This window comes from Caenispirillum salinarum AK4 (assembly GCF_000315795.1).
Lineage (GTDB): Bacteria > Pseudomonadota > Alphaproteobacteria > Rhodospirillales > Rhodospirillaceae > Caenispirillum > Caenispirillum salinarum.
In genome coordinates this window covers 50,940-73,604 of record NZ_ANHY01000015.1, presented here as the reverse complement: position 1 = coordinate 73,604, position 22,665 = coordinate 50,940, and the positions used below count along the sequence as shown (strand labels likewise).

Sequence of the window (22,665 nt, the reverse complement as noted above, 5' to 3'; positions counted from 1 at the left end):
GGCAATCCTTGGGCGGTTTCGGCACGGTGGTCCCCTTCAATGCCACGGCACGGCGCGGAACGCCAGCACCTCAGGCGTGGGAGCCCGCGGTCCGGGAGGGGCGCCCCTCGGCCTGTTCGCCCTGGTGCCGCGCGCGGCGGTCGCGGGCGAGCAGGGTGTAGACCATGGGCACCACGAACAGGGTGAACAGCGTGCCGATGGACAGCCCCGTGGCGATGGTCAGGCCGATGTGCATACGGCTGACCGCGCCCGCGCCGGTGGCCAGGATCAGCGGCATCACGCCGCCCACCATGGAAAACGCCGTCATCAGGATCGGCCGAAGGCGGATGGCGGCGGCTTCCTCCACCGCCGCGCGGGGGTCCATGTCCTGGTCCTGCTGAATGGCGTTGGCGAACTGCACGATCAGGATGGCGTTCTTCGCCACCAGCCCGATCAGCGTGATCAGGCCCACCTGGGTGTAGATGTTGACCGTGGCATAGCCAAGCCAGATGAACAGCAGCGCCCCCGAGATGGCCGTCGGCACCGCCATCAGGATGATGAGCGGGTCGCGGAAGCTTTCATACAGCGCCGCCAGCACCAGATAGATGATGAGGACCGCCAGCCCGAAGGTGATGAGCAGCGAGGCGCTTTCCTGCTTGAACTGGCGCGACTCCCCGGCGTAGTCGACGGCGTAGTCGGGCGGCAGGATCTTTTCCGCCTCCTCCTCCAGGAAGGCCAGCGCCTCGGCCAGGGTGGTGCCCGGCGCCGGAACGCCCGAGACGGTCGCCGAATCAAGCTGCTGGAAGCGTTCCAGCTTGCGCGGCCCCACCTCCATCTCCAGCGTCACCACGGCCGAGAGCGGCACCATGCTCTCGTCGGATGCGCGGACGTAGTAGTGGTGCAGGTCTTCGGGGTTCAGGCGCTCCAGCCGCTCCGCCTGCGGGATGACGCGATAGCTGCGCCCCTGCGTCGAGAACCGGTTGACGTAGCCTTCCGACAGGAAGACGCCCAGCGTGGCCGCAACGTCGGCCATGGTCAGCCCAAGCTCGGCGGCCTTGTCGCGGTCCACGTCGACGCGCACCTTGGGGCGGTCGATCTTCAGGGACCGGTCGGCGAAGGCGAACAGACCGCTTTCCATGGCGCGCGCCTGCAGCGTGCGGGCGTAGTCCAGCAGCGCCAGCGGCGGCGCGTTGGCCTGGATGACGAACTGGATGGGCAGCCCCTCGCCGGCGGCCGGCAGCGGCGGCGGCGTGAAGGCCACCGCGTCCAGCCCGGCGATCTGGGCGATCCGGCGCTGGATCTCGGGCTTGATGTCCATGGCGGTCTTGTCGCGCTCGCCCCAGGGCTTCAGGGAGATGCCGCCGAAAATGGAGTTGGTGAGCGACGCCCCGCCGCCTCCGCCGCCGACGATGGCGAAGGTGGCGTCGCGCTCCTCCACCGTCTCCAGCGCGCTCAGCAGCGGGTCGGCCCACAGCTCCATCTGGTCGATGGAGGCATTGGGCGCGCCGGTGGCCTGGACGCCGATGAAGCCCTGGTCCTCGGTCGGGGCCAGTTCCTGCTGGCTGTGGGTGAACATCCACCAGATGGCGACGAACACCAGCGCCAGCAGCGGAACCGCCAGCCAGCGGGCCGCGATGGCACCGCGCAAAACCCCGCGGTAGCCGTCGGAGACGCGCGAGAACACCGCGTCCGTGCGGGCCTGCAGGCCCTTCTTCCCGCCGTCGCCGTCGGTGCGGCGGGCCTTCAGCACCTTGGAGGCCAGCATGGGCGACAGCGTCAGGGCGACGATGGTGGAGATGAAGACCGTCGCCGCCAGGGTATAGGCGAACTCGGTGAACAACTGGCCGACCAGCCCGCCCATGAACCCGATGGGCACATAGACCGCCACCAGCACGATGGAGGTGGCGACGATGGGCGGCGCCAGTTCCCGCGCGCCTTGCAGGGCGGCGTCGAACCGGCTCATCCCCTCGCCGACGTGGCGGTCGATGTTCTCCACCATGACGATGGCGTCGTCCACCACCAGCCCGATGGCCAGCACCAGCGCCAGCAGCGTCAGCACGTTCAGCGTATAGCCCAGCATGAACATGATCAGCCCGGCGCCGATCAGCGACAACGGGATGGCGACCGTCGGCACGACGACGGAGCGGAACGACCCCAGGAACAGGAAGATCACCACCACCACGATGGACAGCGTGATGCCGATGGTGCGGATGACCTCGGTGATGGACTGGTTGATGTAGCCCGTCACGTCATAGGGAATGTAGCTGTTCAGCCCGGCGGGAAACTGCTCCTTCAGCCCCTCGTAGGCGGTGCGCACGCCGTCGATCACGGTCAGGGTGTTGGCGTCGGGCTGGACGGTGATGCCCATGAACACCGCCTGCGTGCCCTTGAAGTAGACCGCCGAATTGTAGCTTTCGGCCCCCAGCGTCACCTCCGCGATGTCGCGCAGGCGCACCACCACGTTGTCCGTCTCGCGGACCACCAGGTCGCGGAAGTCCTCGGCACTGGTGATGTTGGTGGACGCGCGGAAGTTCAGCGCCACCATCAGGCCCTTGGTCGAGCCTGCCGGCGCCAGCACGTTGTTGGCCTGAAGGACCCTCTGGACGTCCTGCGCCGTCACCCCCAGCGACGCCATCTTGTCGGGTTCGAGCCAGATGCGCATGGCGACGCGCCGGGCGCCCAGGATCTGGGCGGCCTGCACGCCGGGCACGCTCTCAAGCTCGGGCTGGACGACGCGGACCAGGTAGTCGGTGATCTCGTTGGGCGCCAGGTCGTCGGAAAAGTACGACATGTACATTGATGCCGTGGACGACCCGGTGGTGACATCGATCACCGGGTCCTCCGACCCCTCCGGCAACTGGGCGCGCACCTTGTTGATCTGGGCGTTGATGTCAGCCAGGGCGTCGATGGTGTCGTAGCCCAGTTCCAGCCGCGCGCGGATCTGGCTGACGCCCTGGATGGAGGTGCTTTCGATGTAGTCGATGCCCGCCGCCCCGGCGATGGCCTTCTCCAGCCGCGTCGTGATGAAGCCTTCCACCAGGTTCGCCGGCGCCCCGATGTAGGCGGTGGAGACCGTGACGACGGCGCTTTCGGTCCGCGGGTACTCGCGCACGTCCAGCATCATGAGCGCCCGCGCCCCCAGCAGCAGGATCAGCAGACTGACCACGGTGGCGAGCACCGGGCGGCGGACGAAGATGTCGGTGAAGCGCATGACCTAGTACTCCACCTGCTCCACGTCCACGCGGCTCGGGACGGTGATGGAGTTGTCGACGCGCACCGGCGTGCCGTCCTGAAGCTTGAACAGGCCCGAGGTGGCGACGCGCTCGCCGACCTCCACCCCGTCCTCGATGGCGATCTGCGTGCCGCGCCGCTCGCCGGCGGTGACGAAACGGCGCTCCGCCACCAGCGGCGGGCCGTTATTGCCCTGGTCCTGGCCGCCCTGCTCCGCCTGCTGCCTGGGTTGGCCTTCGCCGCCCTGGCCCTGCCGGCGCTGCTTTTCGCGAATGACGAAGACGAAGTCGCCGTAGGGATTGTAGGACAGGGCCGTCTGCGGCAGCGTCACCACGTCCGCGCGTTCCGGCAGAATGACCCGCACGTCGCCGAACATGCCAGGCCGCAGGCGGCGATCCGCATTGTCGATGCGCGCTTCCACGGTGAAGGTGCGGGTGCGCTCGCTCAAGACCGGGTCGATGGCGGTGATCGTTCCGGTGAAGACGGCGTCCGGGTAGCTGGACACCCGCACCTCCACCGTCTGGCCGGTCTCCACCTTGGCAAGCTGTTGCTGCGGCAGGCTGAAGATGACGCGCAGCGGGTCCAGGTCGGCCAGCGCCACGATGGGCTGGCCGGGTTGGACATAGGCGCCCTCGTTGATGCGGCGGATGCCCAGTTCGCCCGAGAAGGGCGCCTTGATGGATTTCTCGTCCAGGCGCTCGCGCAGTTCGTTGACCTTGGCCTGGGCGCTCTGGAAGCGGGCCTGCGCCTGATCCAGTTCGGCCTCGGAGGCGAAGTTCTCCGCCGCCAGTTCCCGCTGGCGGGCAAGCTGCTGGCGGGTGAGGCGCAGTTCGGCCCGCAGGTCGGCGAGGCGGGCCTCGTCCTGGTCGGTCTGCAACTGCACAAGGACCTCGCCCTTGCTCACGCTCGCGCCGCTTTCGAAGTACACGCCCTCGACCTGGCCGGGCACCTCGGAGGTCAACTGGACCTGTCGGTAGGCGTTGAGCGTGCCGACGGCCGTCAGCCACGGCTGCCAGGTCGCCGTCGCTGCCGTCTCGGCCGTGACCGTGACGGGCGGACGACCGCCGCCGGCCTGCTGCTGGTCGCCGCCGCCGCGCAGGACGAACCACCACACGCCGCCGGCCACAAGCGCCAGCGCCGCCACGCCCAGGACGACAAACCCGATGCGCTTGCGGCGCGCCGGGCGGTCGTCGCTGCGGTCATCATCGTCTGAGTCCGTGCGGGCGGGCTGTTGTCGATCATCCGTCATCGTTCGCACTACGCCCGACGGCGCGTGACGGTTTGATGAAGAATGCCGGTCTCGCGGAAAAGGAGTCCTCAGCCGCCGGCGAAGGCGTGGATCAGGATCGCCGCCGTCGCCGCCACGTTCAGCGATTGCACCCGCCCCGACCCCGGCAGCGTCAGGATGCTCTCGCAGGCCTTCTGCGTATCGCGCGGCAGGCCGTTTTCCTCGTTGCCCAGCACGACCGCCACCGGCCGCTTGCCTCCCTTCAGGTCGCCGATGGAGGGCGACGGCTTGTCGGACAGCGCCGTTCCAACGACGTGATACTGGGCCTTCAGGTCGCGCAGCATCGTCGGCAGCCCGGCAGCGCGGTACAGCGTCACCCACTCCAGCCCGCCCTCGGCCACGCGGTGGGCGCTTTCGGACAGTCCGGCCTGGCCGGCGCGGTCGGAGATCACCAGACGGTCAAGGCCGAAGAAGGCCATGGTGCGGACGATGGCGCCCAGGTTGTGCGGATTGCCGACGCCGTCCAGGATGACCAGCGGACGGCCGTCGCGTGCCCATGCAGCGGCCTGCGCCGGATCGAAGACCTCCGGCTCGCGCGGGCGGCAAACGGCGACGATGCCGCCGTGCAGGACAGTGCCGGCAATCCGCGCCAGCTCGTCCTCCTCCACGATACGGTAGGGCTTGCGCCGCTGCGCCATGCGCTGGGACCACGTGCCCGCCTTGCCGGCCACCTCGGACAGGAAGAACAGCCGCTCCACCCGATCGGGGTCGCGGTCGAACACCGCCGCCACCGCCGGCAGGCCGGTGATGCGGATCACATCGCGGGCGGCACCCGGCTTATCACCGGGAGCAGCGCCCCGCCGACGGTCGTCACGCCCCTTCGCGGCGCGCGGCGGCTTGCGTCCGGCCGGGCCCTCGGGGCCGGAAGCATGGAAAGGGGAAGGGGAACGGGGGCGGCGGGGCGGTCGGGCCATTGTCGGATATCTCTGTTTCGTGGTGCGCCGCCTTTATGACAGGCGCGCGCGGCGTGGCAAGGGAAGATGGGAAGCGCAGGCGGCCGGCACGGCGTTACCCGGACAACGCCAGACGCACAGACGAGAGGTTCCATGACCAGCCGCACGACCCTGATCCGCGCGATGCTCGCCGGCCTCGTGGCGGGGGCCGCCGCCCTTCCCGCCGCCGCAATCGACGACGACACGGTGGGACCCTACGGCGGTCTTGAAGGCGAGGCCCTGGAAGCGGCCCGTGAAGGGGCCGACGGGGACCGCTATGTGGACCCGGACAACGATCCGACCCGCGATCCCGACGAGGACCAGGATGCCCTGCTGGGCCCGCCGCCGACGGATATTCCGCTGGAAGAGGAAGGCGAGCCGCCAGGCCTTCTGGGCGACGGCGAAATCGTCATAGAGGACGGCGAGGTTGTCGAAGGGCTGATCGAGGAATAGCGCGCCGCATCCACTGGACCCGGCCTCCGCGATGCTGTACGACCCAGGCCAGACCTCCTTCATGCGCGGAGACGGGCCGATGGACCACGGCAAAATCGTAATGGTTATCCTGGTGGTGATGGCGCTCGCCGTCCTGATCTTCGCCGGCTGGGTGGACACCCTGCCGCAGTTCCGGTAAGCGGCGGCACCAGTTCCGAACGGAAAGGGGCCGGACGATCGCTCGTCCGGCCCCTTTTTTTTGCGTCTGACGACGTTACGCCGCCCGGCCGGGCTTGCCGAAGCGACGGCCGCGGTCGGCGCGGTTGCCGGTGTGCTTGCGGTCAGCGTGCTCGCCCCGGTTCGGGCGATGGTCGGTGCGCTGCTCGCCCTGGGGCTTGCCCGGGCCGCCGAAGCGCTTGCCGTTGCCGTTGGCGTTGGCACCCTGCGGACGACCGCCGCCGGCCCCCTGGGGACGACCACCGCGACCGCCGCCGCCCTGCTGGCGCTTGGGCGGCTTGGGCGGACGGGTGCGCATGGCCTCCACGTCCGGCGCGTGCCAGTCGTGATCGTTGTGGGCCTCGACGGTCTGGCGGATCGCCCGCTCGATGTCGCGCAGGTAGAACAGCTCGTCGGTGTCGCACAGCGAGATCGCCATGCCCGAGGCGCCGGCGCGCGCCGTGCGGCCGATGCGGTGGACGTAGCTTTCCGGCTCGTTCGGCAGTTCGAAGTTGACCACGTGGGTCAGGCCGTCGATGTCGATGCCGCGGGCGGCGATGTCGGTGGCGACCAGCGCCTTGACCTTGCCCTTGCGGAAGTCCTTCAGCGCCGCCTGGCGGGCGTTCTGGGACTTGTTGCCGTGGATGGCGGCCGCGCCGACGCCGTCCTGCTCCAGCTGGCGGACCAGCTTGTCGGCGCCGTGCTTGGTGCGGGTGAAGACCAGCACGCGCTCGATGCCGTGGCTGTCGATGATGTGCGTCAGGGCGGCGCGCTTGTCGTCGCGGTTGACGAACAGAACGCGCTGCTCGATGCGCTCGGCGGTGGTGGACTGCGGGGTCACTTCCACCTTCACCGGATCGCGCAGCAGGCCGTCGGCCAGGTCGCGCACGCCGGTGGGCATGGTGGCGGAGAACAGCAGGGTGTGGCGGTCGCCCGGCAGGCGGTCCACGACCTTACGCACGTCGCGCACGAAGCCCATGTCGAGCATGCGGTCGGCCTCGTCCAGCACGAACTCCTCGACCTTGTCGAAGCGCACGTAGCCCTGGTTCATCAGGTCGATGAGGCGGCCCGGCGTGGCGATCAGCAGGTCGACGCCGCCCGACAGCGCGCGGATCTGCGGGTTCATGCCGACACCGCCGAAGATGCAGGCGGTGCGGTGGCGCAGGTGGCGGCCGTAGGACTTGATGCTGTCGTTGATCTGCACCGCCAGCTCGCGCGTCGGGGTCAGGATCAGCGCCCGGCAGCCCTTGGGGCCGGCGCGGCGGTTGCTGTCCATCAGGCGCTGCAGCATGGGCAGCGCGAAAGCGGCGGTCTTGCCGGTGCCGGTCTGGGCGATGCCCAGCACGTCGCGGCCGTCCAGCAGCAGGGGAATGGCCTTGGCCTGAATCGGGGTCGGCGTCTCGTAGCCGTCCTCGGCGAGCGCCTTCAGCAGGGACTCGTTGAGGCCCAGGTCGGTAAATTTGGTCATATGGGAAAAAACTTTCTTCGAAGGGGCGACCGCGAAACACAAGAGGCGCACCCTTCCAAGGATGCGCGACAGGGAGCCTGGTAGCCGCTGTGGGGCGACCGTCTCGAATACCTGTCGATGCAGCCGCGGGATGGCCTCATGTAAGGGGATACCGCCTTCTTGTAAAGGCCTAATTGCCGGCGGCCCCCTTCCGAGCACCTACGCCCCATGGACGGCCGATGAACCTTTGGCCGAATTTCGCTGTTTCCAATCAGGGCATGGTGTGGACAATGCTGAAAGGGCGCCGGCGTCGATGGACGGACGTGCCGCCGCCGCGCCGATGCCCACGCCAGCGCCAGCGCCGGCGCATGAGGATACGCCGAGGACCAAAGCCGAGGACGCCCGCCCCCATGACTCCGCCGACGACAGCCACAGCCACCCCCAATCCCGCGCAACCGCCGGGGCGGGAGTCCGAGCCGCTGTCGCCGGATGATGCCTCCGCCCTGACCCGCAAACTGGCGGCAGGCTCCAGCTTCTACTGGGCCATGCGCGTGCTGCCGGGGCGGCGCCAGGATGCCATTTTCGCCGTCTACGCCTTCTGCCGCGAGGTCGACGACATCGCGGATTCGCACGATCTGACGCGCGAGCAGAAAATCGCCGGCCTGGCCGCCTGGCGGGCCCGCGTCGACGCACTGTACGGCGAGGGCACGGTGGCGCCCTTTCCGCTGGAGGTGCCCCTGCGGGCCGCCATCGGGCGCTACGACATGGCCAAGGCCGACTTCCTGGCGATCATCGAGGGCATGGAAATGGATGCCCGCGGCCCCGTCCGCGCGCCGAGCCTCGAGACCTTCGACCACTACTGCGACTGCGTCGCCAGCGCGGTCGGGCGGCTGGCGGTGAAGTCCTTCGGCTGCCCCGACGGCCCCGGCCGGAGCCTGGCCGACCACCTGGGCCGGGCCCTGCAGATCACCAACATTCTGCGCGACATCGCCGAGGATGCCGAGGACGGCCGCCTCTACCTGCCGCGCGAGCTTCTGGAGCGCCACGGCATCGGCTGCGACGACCCCAGGCTGGTCGCCGCCGACCCGCACCTGCCCGGCGTCTGCCGTGATCTGGCCGCCATGGCGCGGGACCATTTCGCCAAGGCCTCGGCCGCTGCCGCCGAATGCCCGCGCCGCACCGTCCGTCCGGCGCTGGTCATGGGGGCGGTCTACGAGGCGACGCTCAACCGCCTGATCGCCCGCGACTGGCGGGACCCGACGCAGCGCGTGCGGCTGTCGACGCCGCACAAGCTGTGGCTCATGGTCCGGCACGGGCTTTTGTAGGGGGACACGCACGGCAAGGGGACCACGAGCGCATACCGCTCCGCCCAAGAATTTGCTATAGCAACAAAGACCATTGTTGAGGGATAGACGCATGCATCCGCAGACGCTGCACCGCCCCGCCGACGAGATCGGCGCGCTGTCGGCCGCCACCCTGGGCACGGCCGAGGCGACGGAGGCGCTTCTCTCGCGACAGAAGGACGACGGTCACTGGGTCTTCGAGCTGGAAGCTGACGTCACCATTCCGGCCGAATACATCCTGCTGTGCCACTACCTGGGCGAGGACATCGATCCGGGGCTGTGCCAGCGCCTGGGCGACTACATCCGCGGTGCGCGCACGGCCAACGGCGGGTGGCCGCTGTTCCACGAAGGGCACATGGACCTGTCGGCCTCGGTAAAGGGCTACTATGCCCTGAAGGCCTGCGGCGACGACATCGACGCCCCCCACATGGTCGAGGCCCGTACGGCCATCCTGCGGGCCGGCGGGGCGGAGCGCGCCAACGTCTTCACCCGCATCCTGCTGGCCCTGTTCGGCCAGGTGCCGTGGCGCGCGGTGCCCACCATGCCGGTGGAGATCATGACCCTGCCGCGCTGGTCGCCCTTTCACCTGGACCGGGTGAGCTACTGGTCGCGGACCGTCATCGTGCCGCTGCTGGTGCTGATGGCCTGCAAGCCGCAGGCGCGCAACCCCAAGGGCATCCATGTGCAGGAACTGTTCAACACCCCCCCGGAAAAGGTGGAGGACTGGCACCACCATCCCGAACAGGCGGCCTGGACGCGCTTCTTCAAGCTGCTGGACGCCGCCGTGCGCCGCGCCGAACCGCTGCTGCCGGCCGACAACCGCCGCCGCGCCATCGCCAAGGCGGTGAACTGGGTGGAGGAACGGCTGAACGGCGAGGACGGGCTGGGCGCCATCTATCCCGCCATGGCCAATGCCGTGATGATGTACGACGCCCTGGGATACTCGCGCGAGCATCCGTCCTACATGACCGCGCGGCGCAGCATCGAGAAGCTGGTGGTCGACCGCCCCGGCGCCACCTACGTGCAGCCCTGCCTGTCGCCGGTGTGGGACACGGCGTTGACCGTGCAGGCGCTGCTGGAGGTCAACACGCCGGCGGCGCAGGAAGCCTGCATCCGCGGCCTGGACTGGCTGGCGGAACGGCAGATCCTGGACACCGTCGGCGACTGGGCGGTGCAGCGGCCGAACGTGAAACCCGGCGGCTGGGCCTTCCAGTACGCCAATCCGCACTATCCCGACGTCGACGACACCGCCGTCGTGGTCATGGCCATGCACCGGGCCGACCCCGTGCGCTACGCCACCGCCATCGAACGCGCCCTGCACTGGATCCGGGGCATGCAGAGCGAGAACGGCGGCTGGGGCGCCTTCGACGCCGACAACACCCACCACTACCTCAACTACATCCCCTTTGCCGACCACGGCGCCCTGCTCGACCCGCCGACGGCCGACGTTTCGGCCCGCTGCGTGGGAATGCTCGCGCAGTTGGGCACCGGCCCCGGCGACCCCGTCATGGACGCCGGGCTGCGCTACCTGCGGCGCGAGCAGGAGGCCGACGGGTCGTGGTTCGGGCGCTGGGGGACCAACTACGTCTACGGCACCTGGTCGGTGCTGTCGGCCTTCAACGCCGCGGGCGTGGACGCCGAGGACCTGACCGTGCGCCGTGCGGTGCAGTGGCTGAAGGACCAGCAGAACGAGGACGGCGGCTGGGGCGAAAGCGGCGCCACCTACTGGCGCGAGCGCCGGCACGAGCGCTGCGAATCCACGGCCAGCCAGACCGCCTGGGCCATGCTGGGCCTGATGGCGGCCGGGGCGGTGGATGACCCCTCGGTCGCGCGCGGCGCCGCCTATCTGGCCGAGAACCAGGGCGAGGACGGCCTGTGGCCGGAAGACCCGTATACGGCCGTCGGCTTCCCGCGCGTCTTCTACCTGCGCTACCATGGCTACCCGGCCTTCTTCCCGCTCATGGCCCTGGCGCGCTACAAGGCCCTGAACGAAGGCAACACAAGGACGACCTCTTGGGGGCTGTAGAGGGCATCGGCGCCGTCACCGGCCTGCATGCGGAAACGGTGCTGGCCCGGCGCCTGGGGATGCGGGCCGCCTGCTGCGGCATTCCGCCCGGCCGGGCCGAGGACCTGGCCGAAGAGTTGGTCGAGGAGCAGAACGTCGTCGCCCTGGTCAGCTTCGGCCTGTGCGGCGGCCTTGACCCGGCCGTGGCGCCGGGCACCCTGGTGATCCCCGACCGGGTCGTCGGCGAGGACGACTACACCGGCTTTCCCACCGATACCCGCTGGCGCAGCGCCCTGCTCGACCGCCTGCCCGAGGCGCGCACGGGCCGGCTGCTCGGCCACGACCGGATCGTCGCCACTGTGGCGGAAAAGGCAGAGCTGTTCGCGCTGACGGAGGCCTTGGCCGTGGACACGGAAAGCACCGGCGTCGCCACCGTCGCGCAGCGCCACGGCCTGCCCTTCATGGCCCTGCGCGCCGTCTGCGATCCCGCGACCATGGCCCTGCCTCGCGCCGCCCTGGTGGCGGTGACGGAAACCGGGCGCGTCGATGCGGGCGCGGTGCTGCGCGCCGTGCTGCGTCATCCGGGGGAGATCGGCCGCCTGGTCCGCCTGGGAGCTGCGAACCGGGCGGCCATGAAGGCGCTACTCCGCGGCGGTGCGGTCCTTGGCCCCACTTTGTCCTAGCTCTTCGAGCTTGTCGTCCACATGGCGGGAGAACACGTATTCCGCCGGCCGCGCCTTGTCGAGCGGGATGTCCTCGGCAAAATCGCCGTCGAGCTTCGGCCCGCGGCGGCTGACGGCCCAGGCCTTCATCGGGTTCTGAACGGCATCCTTCACCGCGCTCGCCTCGAAGCCGGAATGCACCATGCAGTCGGCGCACTTTTCGTAGTTGCCGACGCCATAGGCATCCCAGTCCGTCTCTTCCATCAACTCCTTGAACGACTTGGCGTAGCCCTCGCCCAGCAGGTAGCAGGGCCGCTGCCAGCCGAACACGTTGCGCGTCGGGTTGCCCCAGGGCGTGCAGTGGTAGGTCTGGTTGCCGGCCAGGAAATCCAGGAACAGCGACGACTGCGCGAAATCCCACTTGGACCCGCGCTCGCGGCCCAGCTTGAAGATGTCGCGGAACAGGGTCTTGGTGCGCGTGCGGTTGAGGAAGTGCTCCTGGTCGGGGGCGCGTTCATACGCATAGCCGGGCGATACCGTGATGCCGTCCACGCCCATGTCCATCACATCGTCGAAGAACCGGGCGGTGCGCTCGGGCTCGGCGGTGTTGAACAGGGTGCAGTTGATGTTGACGCGGAAGCCCTTCTCCTTGGCGCGGCGGATGGCCTCGGTCGCGCGGTCGTAGACGCCCTGCTGGCAGACCGACTTGTCGTGCTCCTGCCGGTCACCGTCGAGATGGACCGACCAGGTGAAGAAGTGCGACGGTTCGTAGTCGTCCATGCGCTTGTCGAGCAACAGCGCGTTGGTGCACAGATAGACGTACTTCTTGCGCGCGATGATGCCCCGGACGATCTCGGGCATCTCCTTGTGCAGCAACGGCTCGCCGCCCGCGATGGACACGACGGGCGCCCCGCATTCATCGACGGCCCCCAAGCTGTCCTCCAGCGACAGGCGCTGGTCGAGGATGGGCTTGGGATAGTCGATCTTGCCGCAGCCCGCACAGGCCAGGTTGCAGCGGAACAGCGGTTCGAGCATCAGCACGAGCGGATACTTCTCGCGGCCCGCCAGCTTCTGGCGGAGGATGTAGCTGCCGACACGGGCTTGCTGGCGCAGCGGGATCGTCACCGATCACCTTCCTTCCACGGTTGTCAGTCGTCGTCTCGCGAACTCATTCGGCGGCGTTGGTCTCGGCCTCCGCCTCGGCCCCGTCCTGAAGCTCGCGCGGCAGGCGGAAACGCACGGTTTCCTCCACGCCCTCCAGCACGGTCACCTCGTCGGCGCCGTGGACCCGCAGCGCGTCGATCAGCCCCTCCACCAGCACCTCGGGCGCCGAGGCGCCGGCCGTGACGCCCACCTTCTGCTTGTCCGCGAGCCAGGCCGGGTCAAGCTCGCGCGCGTCGTTGATCAGGTATGACGGCACGCCCATCAACTCGCCGATCTCGCGCAGGCGGTTGGAGTTGCTGGAGTTGGCGGCCCCCACCACCAGCAGCAGGTCGCACTGCTCGGCCAGCACCCGCACCGCCCGCTGGCGGTTCTGGGTGGCGTAGCAGATGTCCTTGGTATCCAGCCCGGCGATGGCGGGAAACCGCTCCTTCAAGGCATCCACCACGCCGCGCGTGTCGTCCAGCGACAGCGTCGTCTGGGTCACGTAGGCCAGCTTGTCGGGATCGGCGACCTGCAAGGACCGCGCATCGTCGGCCGTCGAGATGACGTGCACCGTGCCGGGGATCTGCCCCACCGTGCCCTCCACCTCGGGGTGGCCGGCGTGGCCGATGAGGATTACCTCGCGCCCCTGTGCGGCATACTTGCGGCCCTCGATGTGGACCTTGGAAACCAGCGGACAGGTGGCGTCGATGACCGGCAGGTCCTTGTCGGCCGCCATGTCCTCCACCGAGCGGGCGACGCCGTGGGCGGAAAAGATGGTGACGACGCCGGGCGGCACGTCGTCGAGGTCCTCGACGAACACCACGCCCTTGGCGCGCAACTGTTCGACGACGTGCTTGTTGTGGACGATCTCGTGCCGGACATAGATGGGGGGACCGTACTTCCGCAGCGCGCGCTCGACGATGTCGATGGCACGTTCGACGCCCGCGCAGAAGCCTCGCGGTTGAGCCAGGATGACCTGCATCGGCACTCCTTTATCTCCTGAGCCGCTCTTCCCCTGCGGTCTCAACAACCGACCCACCGTAACCGTTCCCGCCGCGAAATCCTTGGAGAAATCTTTCGGCAGGGCCGGACGGGGCTTTCCGCCATGAAGTGGGGGCGAAACGCGTCACGATAAAGGGGCGTCTCGCTTCTCCCTGCGGTCGAGGCGCGGCGGACGTGGCGCGGGCGCCGCGGTTCGGCTACAACGGCGTGCGCCATGACCGACCGCCGCCACGCCCCCCGACCCGTTCCGCAGCCCATGCCCGTCCGCCTGATCGGCGGTGCGGCCCAGGGGCTGGCCGTGCTGGGCGGGCTGGCGCTGGTGGGGGCGATGGGCGTCACGCTGGCCAGCGTGATCGGCCGGGCGGCGCTCGACAGCCCCATCCTCGGCGACTACGAACTGGTGGAGCGGCTGGTGGGCGTCGCGGTCTTCCTGTTCCTGCCCTACGGCCACTGGGTGGGCGGGCATGTCTCCGTCGACCTGCTGGTGCGGAAACTGCCGGACCGGCTGCGCTCCCGCCTCGCGCGGGGCGTGGAACTGGTGTTCGCGGCCGTGGCGGCGGCGCTGGCCTGGCGCATGACGCTGGGCGGGCTCGACATGCACCGCTTCAACGACAGCTCGATGATGCTGGGCATCCCCACCTGGTGGGCCTTTGCCCTGATCGTGCCCAGTCTTTGCCTTCTGGCGCTGGTCTGCATCACCAGGGCCCTCAGGGCATAAAAAAATCCGGCGGACCGTGGGGGCGCGGTCCGCCGGCTCAAGTTCAGGGAGGAAACATCGACCGGTACTGTAACACCGCTCGGTTAAGGAAGGTTTACAGGTCGCGGAATTTCCGTCGCAGGCGGAATTCCTCGGACAGCACGGCGGTCTCCATGCGGCCCAGGCGATCCTCGGCCTCGCGCATGCGGGCCCGGGCCTCGCGCAGGGCGTCGCCGGGGCTCAGGTGGACCTTGCGGCGCAGGTCGTGCTGTTCCTCGGACTCGTACAAGTCGTCGGGTTTGGACGGGATGACGAAGATCATCACCAGATAGGCCAGGATGGCCGGCGGCGTGAAGAAGATCAGCGCCAGCACCCAGGCCACGCGGACGACGCGCACGTCGATCCCGGCGTAGTCCGCCATGCCCGCCGCGATGCCGGCGATCCAGGCTTCGCGCCGGTCGCGGTACAGGCGGAAGGGGCGGCTGCCGTCCATGGTTCGGTCATACCTCATGCGTCATTCCTCCAGCCGGGGGCCTCGGCATCGAGGACCTTTTCCAGGTTGGTGATGCGCTCCCGCATCCGGTCGGTGGACGCCAGCAGGTCCGTCAGGGTCCGCTCCTCTTCGGTCGAGAGGGTGCGGATGGACCGCCAGCGCGTCACGTAGTGGCCGATGATGGCGATGGGCGCGACGATCGCGAGGGCCAGGAAGCCCAGGACGAAGACGACGAATTCCATGTCAGCCCTCGCCGCCGGACTTCACCTTCGCCTTCAGGCGGGCGAGTTCGTCCTCAACCGCGTCGTTGGTCTCCAGGTCGGCGAACTCGTCGGCCAGGCTTTTCTGCTGCTTGCGGCCGAGATCGTAGCTCTCGACCTTGCCTTCCATCTCGTCCAGGTCGCGCTCGACCTGCTCGAAGCGGCGGAAGGCGTCGCCCATGCGGTCGTCGTGGATCTGGCTGCGCATCTTCAGGCGGTTGGACGCCACCGAGTGACGGGTCTTGAGCGCCTGCTCGCGGGCCTTGGCGTCGGCCAGCTTGTCCTGCAGGCGGGCCAGATCCTCGGACTGGCGGGCCAGCGCGTCGTCGATGTTGACCAGTTCCTGCTTGAGCGCCTTGATGGCTTCGGCAGCCTTGGCCTTGGCGGCGAGAGCGCCGCGCGCCAGATCCTCGCGGTCCTTGCGCAGGGCCAGCTCGGCCTTCTCGGCCCACTCGGCGTGCTCGTCCTCAAGCCGGGCGATGCGGCGTTCCAGGTCCTTCTTCTCGGCGATGTAGCGGACCGAACTGGAGCGGACCTCCACCAGGGTGTCTTCCATCTCCTGGATGATGAGGCGGATGATCTTCTCCGGGTCCTTGGCGCGCTCCAGCATGCTGTTGATGTTGGAGTTCACGATGTCGCTGAGGCGCGAAAAAATACCCATGATGGTCTCTCCGACAGGCGTTGTGCTTGGTTTCGCACCGTTCTCTTCAAGGAGCGTGCCAAACCGCAGGACGGCGGTTTTCCGCCGCTTCCCGCTGGAAAAGGCGGATTGCGCCGTGGCGTTTTTCGCCATAGATTGGCGGCATGGACTATTATGAAGCGGATAACGCCACCACACCGGGCCCGCCACCCTTGCTGGGAGAGTCCCGCGTCTTCCTTGAGATGCTGGAGACGGTCAGCCGTCTGGCGCCCATCGACCGGCCGGTGGTGCTCCTGGGGGAGCGCGGCACCGGTAAGGAGCTGATCGCCGCCCGGCTGCACTACCTGTCGCGCCGCTGGGACCAGCCCTTCGTCAAGGTCAACTGCGCCGCCCTGCCCGAAAGCCTGCTGGACGCCGAACTGTTCGGCCACGAGGCCGGCGCCTTCACCGGCGCCACCCGCCGCCGCATGGGCCGGTTCGAGGCCGCCGACGGCGGCACGTTGTTCCTGGACGAAATCGGCACCGCGCCCCTGTCCGTGCAGGAGAAGATCCTGCGTGCGGTGGAATACGGCACGTTCGAGCGCGTCGGCTCCAGCGCCACGGTGCAGGTGGACGTGCGCCTGGTCGCCGCCACCAACGCAGACCTGCCGACCATGGCGGCGGCGGGTGACTTCCGCGCCGACCTGCTGGACCGCCTCGCCTTCGCCGTGCTCACCCTGCCGCCCCTGCGCGCGCGGCGCGACGACATTCCCCTGCTGGCCGAGCACTTCGCCCTGTCCATGACGCGCGACCTGGGCCGGCCGCTGTTCGCCGGCTTCTCGGATGCGGCCATGGACCAGCTTCTGGCCCATCCCTGGCCGGGCAACGTCCGCGAGTTGCGCAACGCGGTGGAGCGCTCGGTGGCGCTGGCGCCGGACACGGACACGCCGCTGGAGTCGGTGACGGTCGACCCCTTCGTCGGCCATCCCCGGCCGGAGCCGCGCCCGACGGAGGAAGCGGAGGGGGCGGAGCCGGTAGACGCCCCGCCGCCTGCACCGTCGCCGGCCCTGCCGGACGATTTCGATGCCGCCGTCGACGCTCACGCCCGCGGCCTGCTGACCCGGGCGCTGGAGGAGGCGCGCTTCAACCAGAAGGAGGCCGCGGGGCGCCTGGGCCTGGACTACCACCGCTTCCGAAGGCTTCTGAAGAAGCATGGGGCTTGATCCGCGGCCCCGACGCACCCGTATGCCCCTCTGCCGCAAGCCGAGGGAGAGCCGCGCCATGACCGACCGTCCACGCGAATCCGTCTGGGACTACCCGCGCCCGCCGCGCCTGGAGCCCACGTCCAGCCGCCTGCGGGTCGTCTTCGCCGGCGAGACCGTCGCCGACACGCTGCGCGGCTTCCGCCTGCTGGAGACCAGCCACCCGCCGGTCTACTACATCCCGCCCGACGACGTGCGCCTGGACCTGCTGGAGGCCGCGCCGGGCCCCCGCTCCTTCTGCGAATTCAAGGGACGTGCGACCTACTGGACCATCCGCGTCGGCAACGCAGTGGCCGAGCGCGCCGCCTGGTCCTACCCCGAGCCGGCCGCACCCTACTACCCCATCGCCGACTGCCTGGCGTTCTATCCCGACCTGGTGGACGCCTGCTACGTCGGCGACGAAAAGGCCATGCCGCAGGACGGCAGCTTCTACGGCGGGTGGATCTCCAGCGCGATCGAGGGACCTTTCAAGGGCGGCCCCGGCACCTGGGGCTGGTGAGATCAGGCCGGCATCGCCTTTCGCACGTCCTCGGCACGGGGAATGGGCGCCACCGCTCCGTACCCCGTCGTTGACAGCGCCGCGGCCGTGTTGGCGTATTCCGCCGCCGCGAAGGGATCGTCGCCAAGCTGGAGCCGCGCCAGGAAGCAGCCGTCGAAGGCGTCGCCCGCCCCCGTTGCGTCCACCGCCTCGACCCTGTGCGGCGGGATGCGCCGGCGGGCGTCGGGCGTGGCCACCAGCACGCCCTCGTGCCCCATGGTCAGCGCGATGACCTTCACGCCCTGTTCCAGGTAGAGGTCGACCACTGCGTCGGCATCGTCCAGTCCGGTCAGCAGGCGGGCGTCGTCCAGTCCCGGCAGCAGGATGTCGGCATAGGGGACGGTGCCGGCGATGATGGCGCGGGCGCGCGCCAGCGGCCACAGCTTCAGCCGCAGGTTGGTATCGTAGGAGGTGGCGACGCCGGCCTCGCGTGCTGCCTCCAGCGCCGCGAACACCGAGTCGCAGGCCGAGGCACTGATCGCCTGGCTGATGGCCGAGCAATGGAAGATGCCCGCCGAGCGAATGGCATCCAGCGGCAAATCGGCGGGCGTCATGCGGCTGGCGGCCGAGCCCGCGCGGTAGTAGGCGAAGCGGTGCCCCTCTTCCCCATGCGAGACGAAGTAGATGCCCGTCGGCGCGTCGGCCACCTGCCGCACATGGGTCGTGTCCACGCCCTCGCGCCGCCACATGGCGAGCATGTCGTCGCCGAAGGTGTCCGCCCCCACCGCGCTGATGAAGGCCGCCTTCGAGCCCTGGCGGGCAGCCGCGACGGCCGTGTTGGACGTGTCGCCGCCGAATCCCGGCATGTACGACTGGTCGGACCCGCGGGTCTGGTTCAGCTCCATCAGCCCCTCGCCGAGGCTTACGATCGGTCCGTCCTGCATGGGTCTCGATCCTTATCCGCCGCTGATACGTTGACGCTGGGGAAAGCGTTACGCCCGTCTTGCCGCGCTGCAAAACTGACTTTTGCGCTGCAAGGTAAGACTTTGTTGAACCCTATGTCTGACATAGCCTAGTATAGTTCCCACGAACTGGAAAGGCGCACCGTGATGTCCCCGGCGGCTTCGCACAGCACCAACGCCTCCCGCGACCTGGGGAACCGGGTGGCCGAGGAACTGGCCGCCGGCCTGTTCTCGGGACGCTACCGCCCGGGCGAGATGCTGCCCAAGGAAACCGAGCTGTGCGACGCCTTCGGCATGAGCCGCCCCAGCGTGCGCAACGGCCTTCAGATCCTGTCGTCGCTGGGCATCGTCCGACGCATTTCGGGAAAGGGCACGGTGGTCGAGGAGTTCCGGGAGTGGAACCTGCTGGACCCCATGGTCACCCGCTGGATGGCCGAATACGCCCAGCCCAACCCCAACTTCCTGGCGGAAATCTTCGAGTTCCGCCATGCCACCGAACCCACCATCGCCGCCCTGGCCGCGCGCAAGGCCACCGCCCGCGACCTGCTGGCGATGGAAGAGGCCTTCCAGGGCATGGAAGCCGCACTTGAGGGGGCCGAGGCGGGCGAGGAATGGGACCGCAGCGCCTTCTCCGACCACGATGTGGCCTTTCACGCCGCCATCTACCGCGCCACGCACAATCTGGTGTGGGCGCAACTGGCCCACATCCTGCGGCCGTCCATCACGCTGGTCGTGCGCACCTCCAACGAAACGGCGGAGGAATTGCGCGACAGCCTGGGCCGCCACCGTCACCTGATGGAATGCATCCGTTTGCGCCGACCCGAGGACGCCGAGGAGGCCGCCCGCAGGGTCATGGCGCGCACCGCGTTCGACCTGGGCATCACACCCGACCCGGATGCCGGGCCGGGGCCCGCGCCGAACGCTCACGCCCCGGACGACGCCCCCAAGAAGGCGTCGCCCCATCGCCGAGCCTGACGCCAGGAAGGCAAGGACTCCAGGAGGAAGCACACATGGTTCATCTCTCCATCACCCGTGCAGCCAAACAGGTCGCCGGCGTGGCCGTCGCCGCCACGGTCGCCCTCGGCCTGTCGACCGTCGCCACACAGGATGCGCTGGCGGCCGAATACAACTGGACGTTCCAGACGTCCGAGACCGCCGGCGAACCGCAGTTCAAGCTCAAGCAGCAGTGGGCGGACAACATCGAGACCATGTCCGGCGGCCGGGTCGCCATCGAGATCCTCCCCACCGGCGCCGTCGTGCCCCACAACCAGACGCTGGAAGCGGTCGGCGCCAACATCCTGCAGGGCCACCTGACCGACCCGAGCTATTTCTCGGGCCAGAATCCGGCGTTCTCCATGCTGGGCAACCTGGTGGGCGCCTGGGGCGACCCGCTGGAGTTCCTGGAGTACATGAAGCACGGCGGCGGCGAGCAGTTGTACAACGAACTGGTCCAGCCCTATGGCGTGCACCTGATCGGCGCCGCCGCGACCGGCCTGGAATCCTTCCCCTCCTCCAAGCCCATCCGCTCGGTCGAGGACCTGAAGGGCCTGAAGCTGCGGGCCCCGGAGGGCATGGTCTATGACATCTTCTCCAAGGCCGGCGCCGCGCCCGTGAACCTGCCGGGGTCCGAGGTCTACACCGCGCTTGAAAAGGGCGTCATCGACGCCGCCGACTACACGGTGTTCGCCACCAACCAGGCGCAGGGTCTGCACGAGTTCGCGCAGTATCCCAACTACCCGGGCTTCCACAGCCTGCCCATGGTCGCGGTGTCCATCAACAAGCAGATCTGGGACGGCCTGCCCGACGACATCAAGAAGATGTTGGAAGTGGCCACCGACGACATGGCCTACAACATGGTCTTCGAGTTGAAGAAGAACGACATCCAGGCCGTGCAGGAAGCCCGCCAGGACCCGGAGATCGAGATCATCGACCTGCCGGCGGAGGAGCGGAAGAAGTTCCGCAACATCGCCCAGGAGGAATGGAAGAACTGGGCCGAGAAGAACGAGATGACCCAGAAGGTCTATGACTCGGTCACCGAATTCCTCAAGGCGCGCAACCTGATGTAACCCGCGTCCGGCGCGGCGGGCGGCACAGTTCCAAGCCGTCCGCCGCCCGCATTTTCTTCTATCGATGAACGATCCAGTCCCGCCGGCCGCCCCAGCGTCCGGCGGCGGCCGAGGGGTCCCCGCCATGACAAACAACACATCCCGTCCCACGGACCCGGAGGCCTACGAGGAACTGTCCGACACCGATGCCGGACAGCAGCCCGTGGACCGCAGCGGCCAGGAAGGCCACATCCGCACCGTGCTGGATTTCGCCGTGGCGGAATCCGCCAAGGTGTTCGCCTGGCTGGTCTTCGTCGGCGCCGTCATCAGCGTCTACGAAGTCGTGATGCGCTATGCCTTCAACAACCCGACGTCCTGGGTGCACGAGACGACCGTGTTCCTGATCTCGGTCATCTTCGCGCTGGGCGGGCCCATTGCGCTGGCCCGCGACAAGCACATCCGCGTGCGCCTGATCTATGACTGGGTCGGGCCCAAGGCCAGACGATGGCTGGACGTGGTGAACTCCATCATCACCTTCGTGTTCCTGTCGGGCATGACCTATGCCGCGTGGATCATGTTCTACAAGTCCACCCACTCGCCCCTGGGCGTCATTCAGCTTGAACGCTCCGGCACCTCGTGGAACCCGCCGTTCCCCGCCTTCACCAAGACGATCATCCTGATTTCCGTCGCCGTGATGCTGGTGCAGACCATCCTCCACCTGGTCAAGGCCTTCCGCGGCAAGGGCTACGACGACGATCACGGCGGCGGCAAGGGCAAGGGCGGCGGCCCCGGCCCGGCCTCCACCACGCTGGGCAAGGAGGGTTGACGCCATGTGGAACCTCGGCCTGTCCGCCATGGGCATCGAGTGGGGCACCTACGTCCTGGTCGGCAGCATCTTCCTTTTGCTGCTGACGGGCCTGCCGCTCGCCTTCGTCACGGGCCTGGTGGCCCTGTTCTTCACGTTCGGCTGGTTCGGACCCAACGCCCTGCCGCTGGTCACCAGCCGCGTCTACGGGTTCATTACGGAATATTCGCTGGTCGCCGTGCCCATGTTCGTCTTCATGGCGAGCCTGCTGGACCGATCAGGGCTGGCGCGCGACCTGTTCAACGGCATGAGAATGCTGGCCGGCCGCGTGCCCGGCGGCGTCGGCGTGCAGACGCTGGTGGTGGCGTTCTTCCTGGCCGCCATGTCGGGCATCATCGGCGGCGAGATCGTGCTGCTGGGCATCCTGGCGCTGCCCCAGATGCTGCGGCTGGGCTATGACCGCAACATCTCCATCGGCGTTGTCTGCGCCGGCGGTGCGCTGGGCACCATGATGCCGCCGTCCATCGTGCTGATTATCTATGGCCTGATCGCGTCTGTCTCCATCGCCGACCTGTTCACCGCCGCCATCACCCCGGCGGTGATCCTGATGCTGTGCTACGTGACCTACGTGCTCATCCGCTGCGTCCGCAACCCGTCGCTGGGCCCGCCGCTGTCGGCGGAAGAAGCGCACATGCCGCTGCACGAGAAGCTGAAGGCCATTCGCGCCATCATCCTGCCGGCCGCCATCGCCTTCATGGTGCTGGGCACCATCTACGGCGGCATCGCGTCCGTCACCGAAGCCGCGGCCATGGGCGTGGTGGGCGTGCTGGGTGCGACCATCATCCGCCGCGAGCTGACGCTGGGCCTGTTGCAGAAGTCCGTCGTTCAGACCATCAACACCTGCGGCATGATCATCTGGATCGGCATCGGGGCGGCGGCGCTGGTGGGCGTCTACAACCTGATGGGCGGCAACACGTTCGTCTCCAACTCCATTCTGGGCATCGACGCGCCTGCGGTGGTCATCATCATGGTGATGATGGCGATCCTGCTGGTGCTGGGCCTGTTCCTGGACTGGATCGGCATCGCCATGCTGGCCCTGCCCATCTTCGTGCCCATCGTGGTGAAGCTGGGCTACGACCCCATCTGGTTCGGCATCCTGTTCGCCGTGAACATGCAGGTGAGCTTCCTGAGCCCGCCGTTCGGTCCGGCCGCCTTCTACCTGAAGGGCGTGGCGCCGACCTCGATCACGCTCCAGCACATCTACACGGCGGTGCTGCCCTTCATCGCCATGCAGCTGATCGTGCTGGCGGCGATCCTGTTCTATCCCGAGATCGCCATGTGGATGGTGGACTGAGGAGCCT

Annotated in this window: 21 protein-coding genes; 11 read left to right on the top strand and 10 right to left on the bottom strand. The window is 68.5% G+C overall.

Going from position 1 to position 22,665, the window contains the following annotated elements; genetic code table 11:
* Nucleotides 1-70: 70 nt before the first annotated feature.
* The 3 genes from C882_RS14970 to C882_RS14960 form a co-directional block, all read right to left on the bottom strand.
* Entirely contained in the window at nucleotides 71-3,190 is a 3,120-nt protein-coding gene (locus C882_RS14970) for an efflux RND transporter permease subunit (protein ID WP_009541479.1), read from the bottom strand.
* A 3-nt stretch (nucleotides 3,191-3,193) separates the two neighbouring features.
* A complete protein-coding gene (locus tag C882_RS14965) occupies nucleotides 3,194-4,459 on the bottom strand; it encodes an efflux RND transporter periplasmic adaptor subunit (RefSeq protein WP_009541478.1) in 1,266 nt (421 codons plus the stop codon).
* A 68-nt stretch (nucleotides 4,460-4,527) separates the two neighbouring features.
* Complete coding sequence (locus C882_RS14960; RefSeq protein ID WP_009541477.1) at nucleotides 4,528-5,256, bottom strand: TrmH family RNA methyltransferase; 729 nt, start codon at nucleotides 5,254-5,256, stop codon at nucleotides 4,528-4,530.
* 288 nt (nucleotides 5,257-5,544) lie between these two features.
* Between C882_RS14960 and C882_RS14955 the strand changes: the two genes are divergently transcribed.
* A complete protein-coding gene (locus C882_RS14955) occupies nucleotides 5,545-5,883 on the top strand; it encodes a hypothetical protein (RefSeq protein ID WP_009541476.1) in 339 nt (112 codons plus the stop codon).
* Between the two features lie 253 nt (nucleotides 5,884-6,136).
* On the opposite strand, the gene C882_RS14950 is transcribed toward C882_RS14955, so the two are convergent.
* On the bottom strand, nucleotides 6,137-7,546 hold the full coding sequence (locus C882_RS14950; protein ID WP_009541474.1) for a DEAD/DEAH box helicase: 1,410 nt from the start codon (nucleotides 7,544-7,546) through the stop codon (nucleotides 6,137-6,139).
* Between the two features lie 389 nt (nucleotides 7,547-7,935).
* Here C882_RS14950 and hpnD point away from each other — a divergent pair, with 389 nt between their 5' ends.
* The 3 genes from hpnD to C882_RS14935 all read left to right on the top strand — a co-directional run bounded on the left by hpnD (nucleotide 7,936) and on the right by C882_RS14935 (nucleotide 11,556).
* Nucleotides 7,936-8,850: a presqualene diphosphate synthase HpnD gene (hpnD, locus tag C882_RS14945; protein ID WP_009541473.1), complete on the top strand. Its 915-nt coding sequence runs from the start codon at nucleotides 7,936-7,938 to the stop codon at nucleotides 8,848-8,850.
* 91 nt (nucleotides 8,851-8,941) lie between these two features.
* Nucleotides 8,942-10,894, top strand: coding sequence for a squalene--hopene cyclase (gene shc, locus C882_RS14940; protein ID WP_009541472.1), 1,953 nt, complete (start codon nucleotides 8,942-8,944; stop codon nucleotides 10,892-10,894).
* A complete protein-coding gene (locus C882_RS14935) occupies nucleotides 10,882-11,556 on the top strand; it encodes a phosphorylase family protein (RefSeq protein WP_009541471.1) in 675 nt (224 codons plus the stop codon). Before shc ends, C882_RS14935 begins: the two co-directional genes overlap by 13 nt.
* Here C882_RS14935 and hpnH read toward each other — a convergent pair.
* Both hpnH and ispH read right to left on the bottom strand, forming a co-directional pair.
* Nucleotides 11,515-12,660, bottom strand: a complete 1,146-nt coding sequence (gene hpnH / locus C882_RS14930; RefSeq protein ID WP_009541470.1) for an adenosyl-hopene transferase HpnH — start codon at nucleotides 12,658-12,660, stop codon at nucleotides 11,515-11,517. The genes C882_RS14935 and hpnH overlap by 42 nt on opposite strands.
* A 43-nt stretch (nucleotides 12,661-12,703) precedes the next feature.
* Nucleotides 12,704-13,663, bottom strand: coding sequence for a 4-hydroxy-3-methylbut-2-enyl diphosphate reductase (gene ispH, locus C882_RS14925; protein ID WP_043645838.1), 960 nt, complete (start codon nucleotides 13,661-13,663; stop codon nucleotides 12,704-12,706).
* A 234-nt stretch (nucleotides 13,664-13,897) separates the two neighbouring features.
* On the opposite strand from ispH, the gene C882_RS14920 reads away from it, so the two are divergent.
* A complete protein-coding gene (locus tag C882_RS14920) occupies nucleotides 13,898-14,401 on the top strand; it encodes a TRAP transporter small permease (protein ID WP_009541468.1) in 504 nt (167 codons plus the stop codon).
* Between the two features lie 94 nt (nucleotides 14,402-14,495).
* Here the strand turns inward: C882_RS14920 and C882_RS14915 are convergent, their stop codons facing one another.
* Genes C882_RS14915 through pspA form a run of 3 tightly spaced genes read right to left on the bottom strand, consistent with a single transcriptional unit; the run spans nucleotide 14,496 to nucleotide 15,794 of the window.
* The gene (locus C882_RS14915; protein WP_043645836.1) at nucleotides 14,496-14,891 is read right to left on the bottom strand and encodes a PspC domain-containing protein; all 396 of its coding nucleotides are present in this window, start codon (nucleotides 14,889-14,891) and stop codon (nucleotides 14,496-14,498) included.
* On the bottom strand, nucleotides 14,888-15,115 hold the full coding sequence (gene pspB / locus C882_RS14910; RefSeq protein WP_009541466.1) for an envelope stress response membrane protein PspB: 228 nt from the start codon (nucleotides 15,113-15,115) through the stop codon (nucleotides 14,888-14,890). Before pspB ends, C882_RS14915 begins: the two co-directional genes overlap by 4 nt.
* A gap of 1 nt (nucleotide 15,116) precedes the next feature.
* Nucleotides 15,117-15,794 (bottom strand): phage shock protein PspA, encoded by a 678-nt coding sequence (pspA, locus tag C882_RS14905; protein ID WP_009541465.1) that lies wholly within the window; start codon nucleotides 15,792-15,794, stop codon nucleotides 15,117-15,119.
* Nucleotides 15,795-15,937: 143 nt separating this feature from the next.
* On the opposite strand from pspA, the gene pspF reads away from it, so the two are divergent.
* Nucleotides 15,938-16,975, top strand: a complete 1,038-nt coding sequence (gene pspF / locus C882_RS14900; RefSeq protein ID WP_009541464.1) for a phage shock protein operon transcriptional activator — start codon at nucleotides 15,938-15,940, stop codon at nucleotides 16,973-16,975.
* Between the two features lie 58 nt (nucleotides 16,976-17,033).
* Entirely contained in the window at nucleotides 17,034-17,513 is a 480-nt protein-coding gene (locus C882_RS14895) for a DUF427 domain-containing protein (protein ID WP_009541463.1), read from the top strand.
* 2 nt (nucleotides 17,514-17,515) lie between these two features.
* On the opposite strand, the gene C882_RS14890 is transcribed toward C882_RS14895, so the two are convergent.
* Nucleotides 17,516-18,436 (bottom strand): sugar kinase, encoded by a 921-nt coding sequence (locus C882_RS14890; protein WP_009541462.1) that lies wholly within the window; start codon nucleotides 18,434-18,436, stop codon nucleotides 17,516-17,518.
* Between the two features lie 165 nt (nucleotides 18,437-18,601).
* Here C882_RS14890 and C882_RS14885 point away from each other — a divergent pair, with 165 nt between their 5' ends.
* The 4 genes from C882_RS14885 to C882_RS14870 all read left to right on the top strand — a co-directional run bounded on the left by C882_RS14885 (nucleotide 18,602) and on the right by C882_RS14870 (nucleotide 22,658).
* Entirely contained in the window at nucleotides 18,602-19,429 is an 828-nt protein-coding gene (locus C882_RS14885) for a FadR/GntR family transcriptional regulator (RefSeq protein ID WP_152415355.1), read from the top strand.
* 35 nt (nucleotides 19,430-19,464) lie between these two features.
* Nucleotides 19,465-20,520 carry a TRAP transporter substrate-binding protein gene (locus tag C882_RS14880; RefSeq protein ID WP_009541460.1) on the top strand — a complete coding sequence of 352 codons (1,056 nt, stop codon included), beginning with the start codon at nucleotides 19,465-19,467 and terminating at the stop codon, nucleotides 20,518-20,520.
* 124 nt (nucleotides 20,521-20,644) lie between these two features.
* Nucleotides 20,645-21,325 carry a TRAP transporter small permease subunit gene (locus tag C882_RS14875; protein WP_009541459.1) on the top strand — a complete coding sequence of 227 codons (681 nt, stop codon included), beginning with the start codon at nucleotides 20,645-20,647 and terminating at the stop codon, nucleotides 21,323-21,325.
* Nucleotides 21,326-21,329: 4 nt separating this feature from the next.
* A complete protein-coding gene (locus tag C882_RS14870; RefSeq protein ID WP_009541458.1) occupies nucleotides 21,330-22,658 on the top strand; it encodes a TRAP transporter large permease in 1,329 nt (442 codons plus the stop codon).
* The last annotated feature ends 7 nt before the right edge of the window (nucleotides 22,659-22,665 follow it).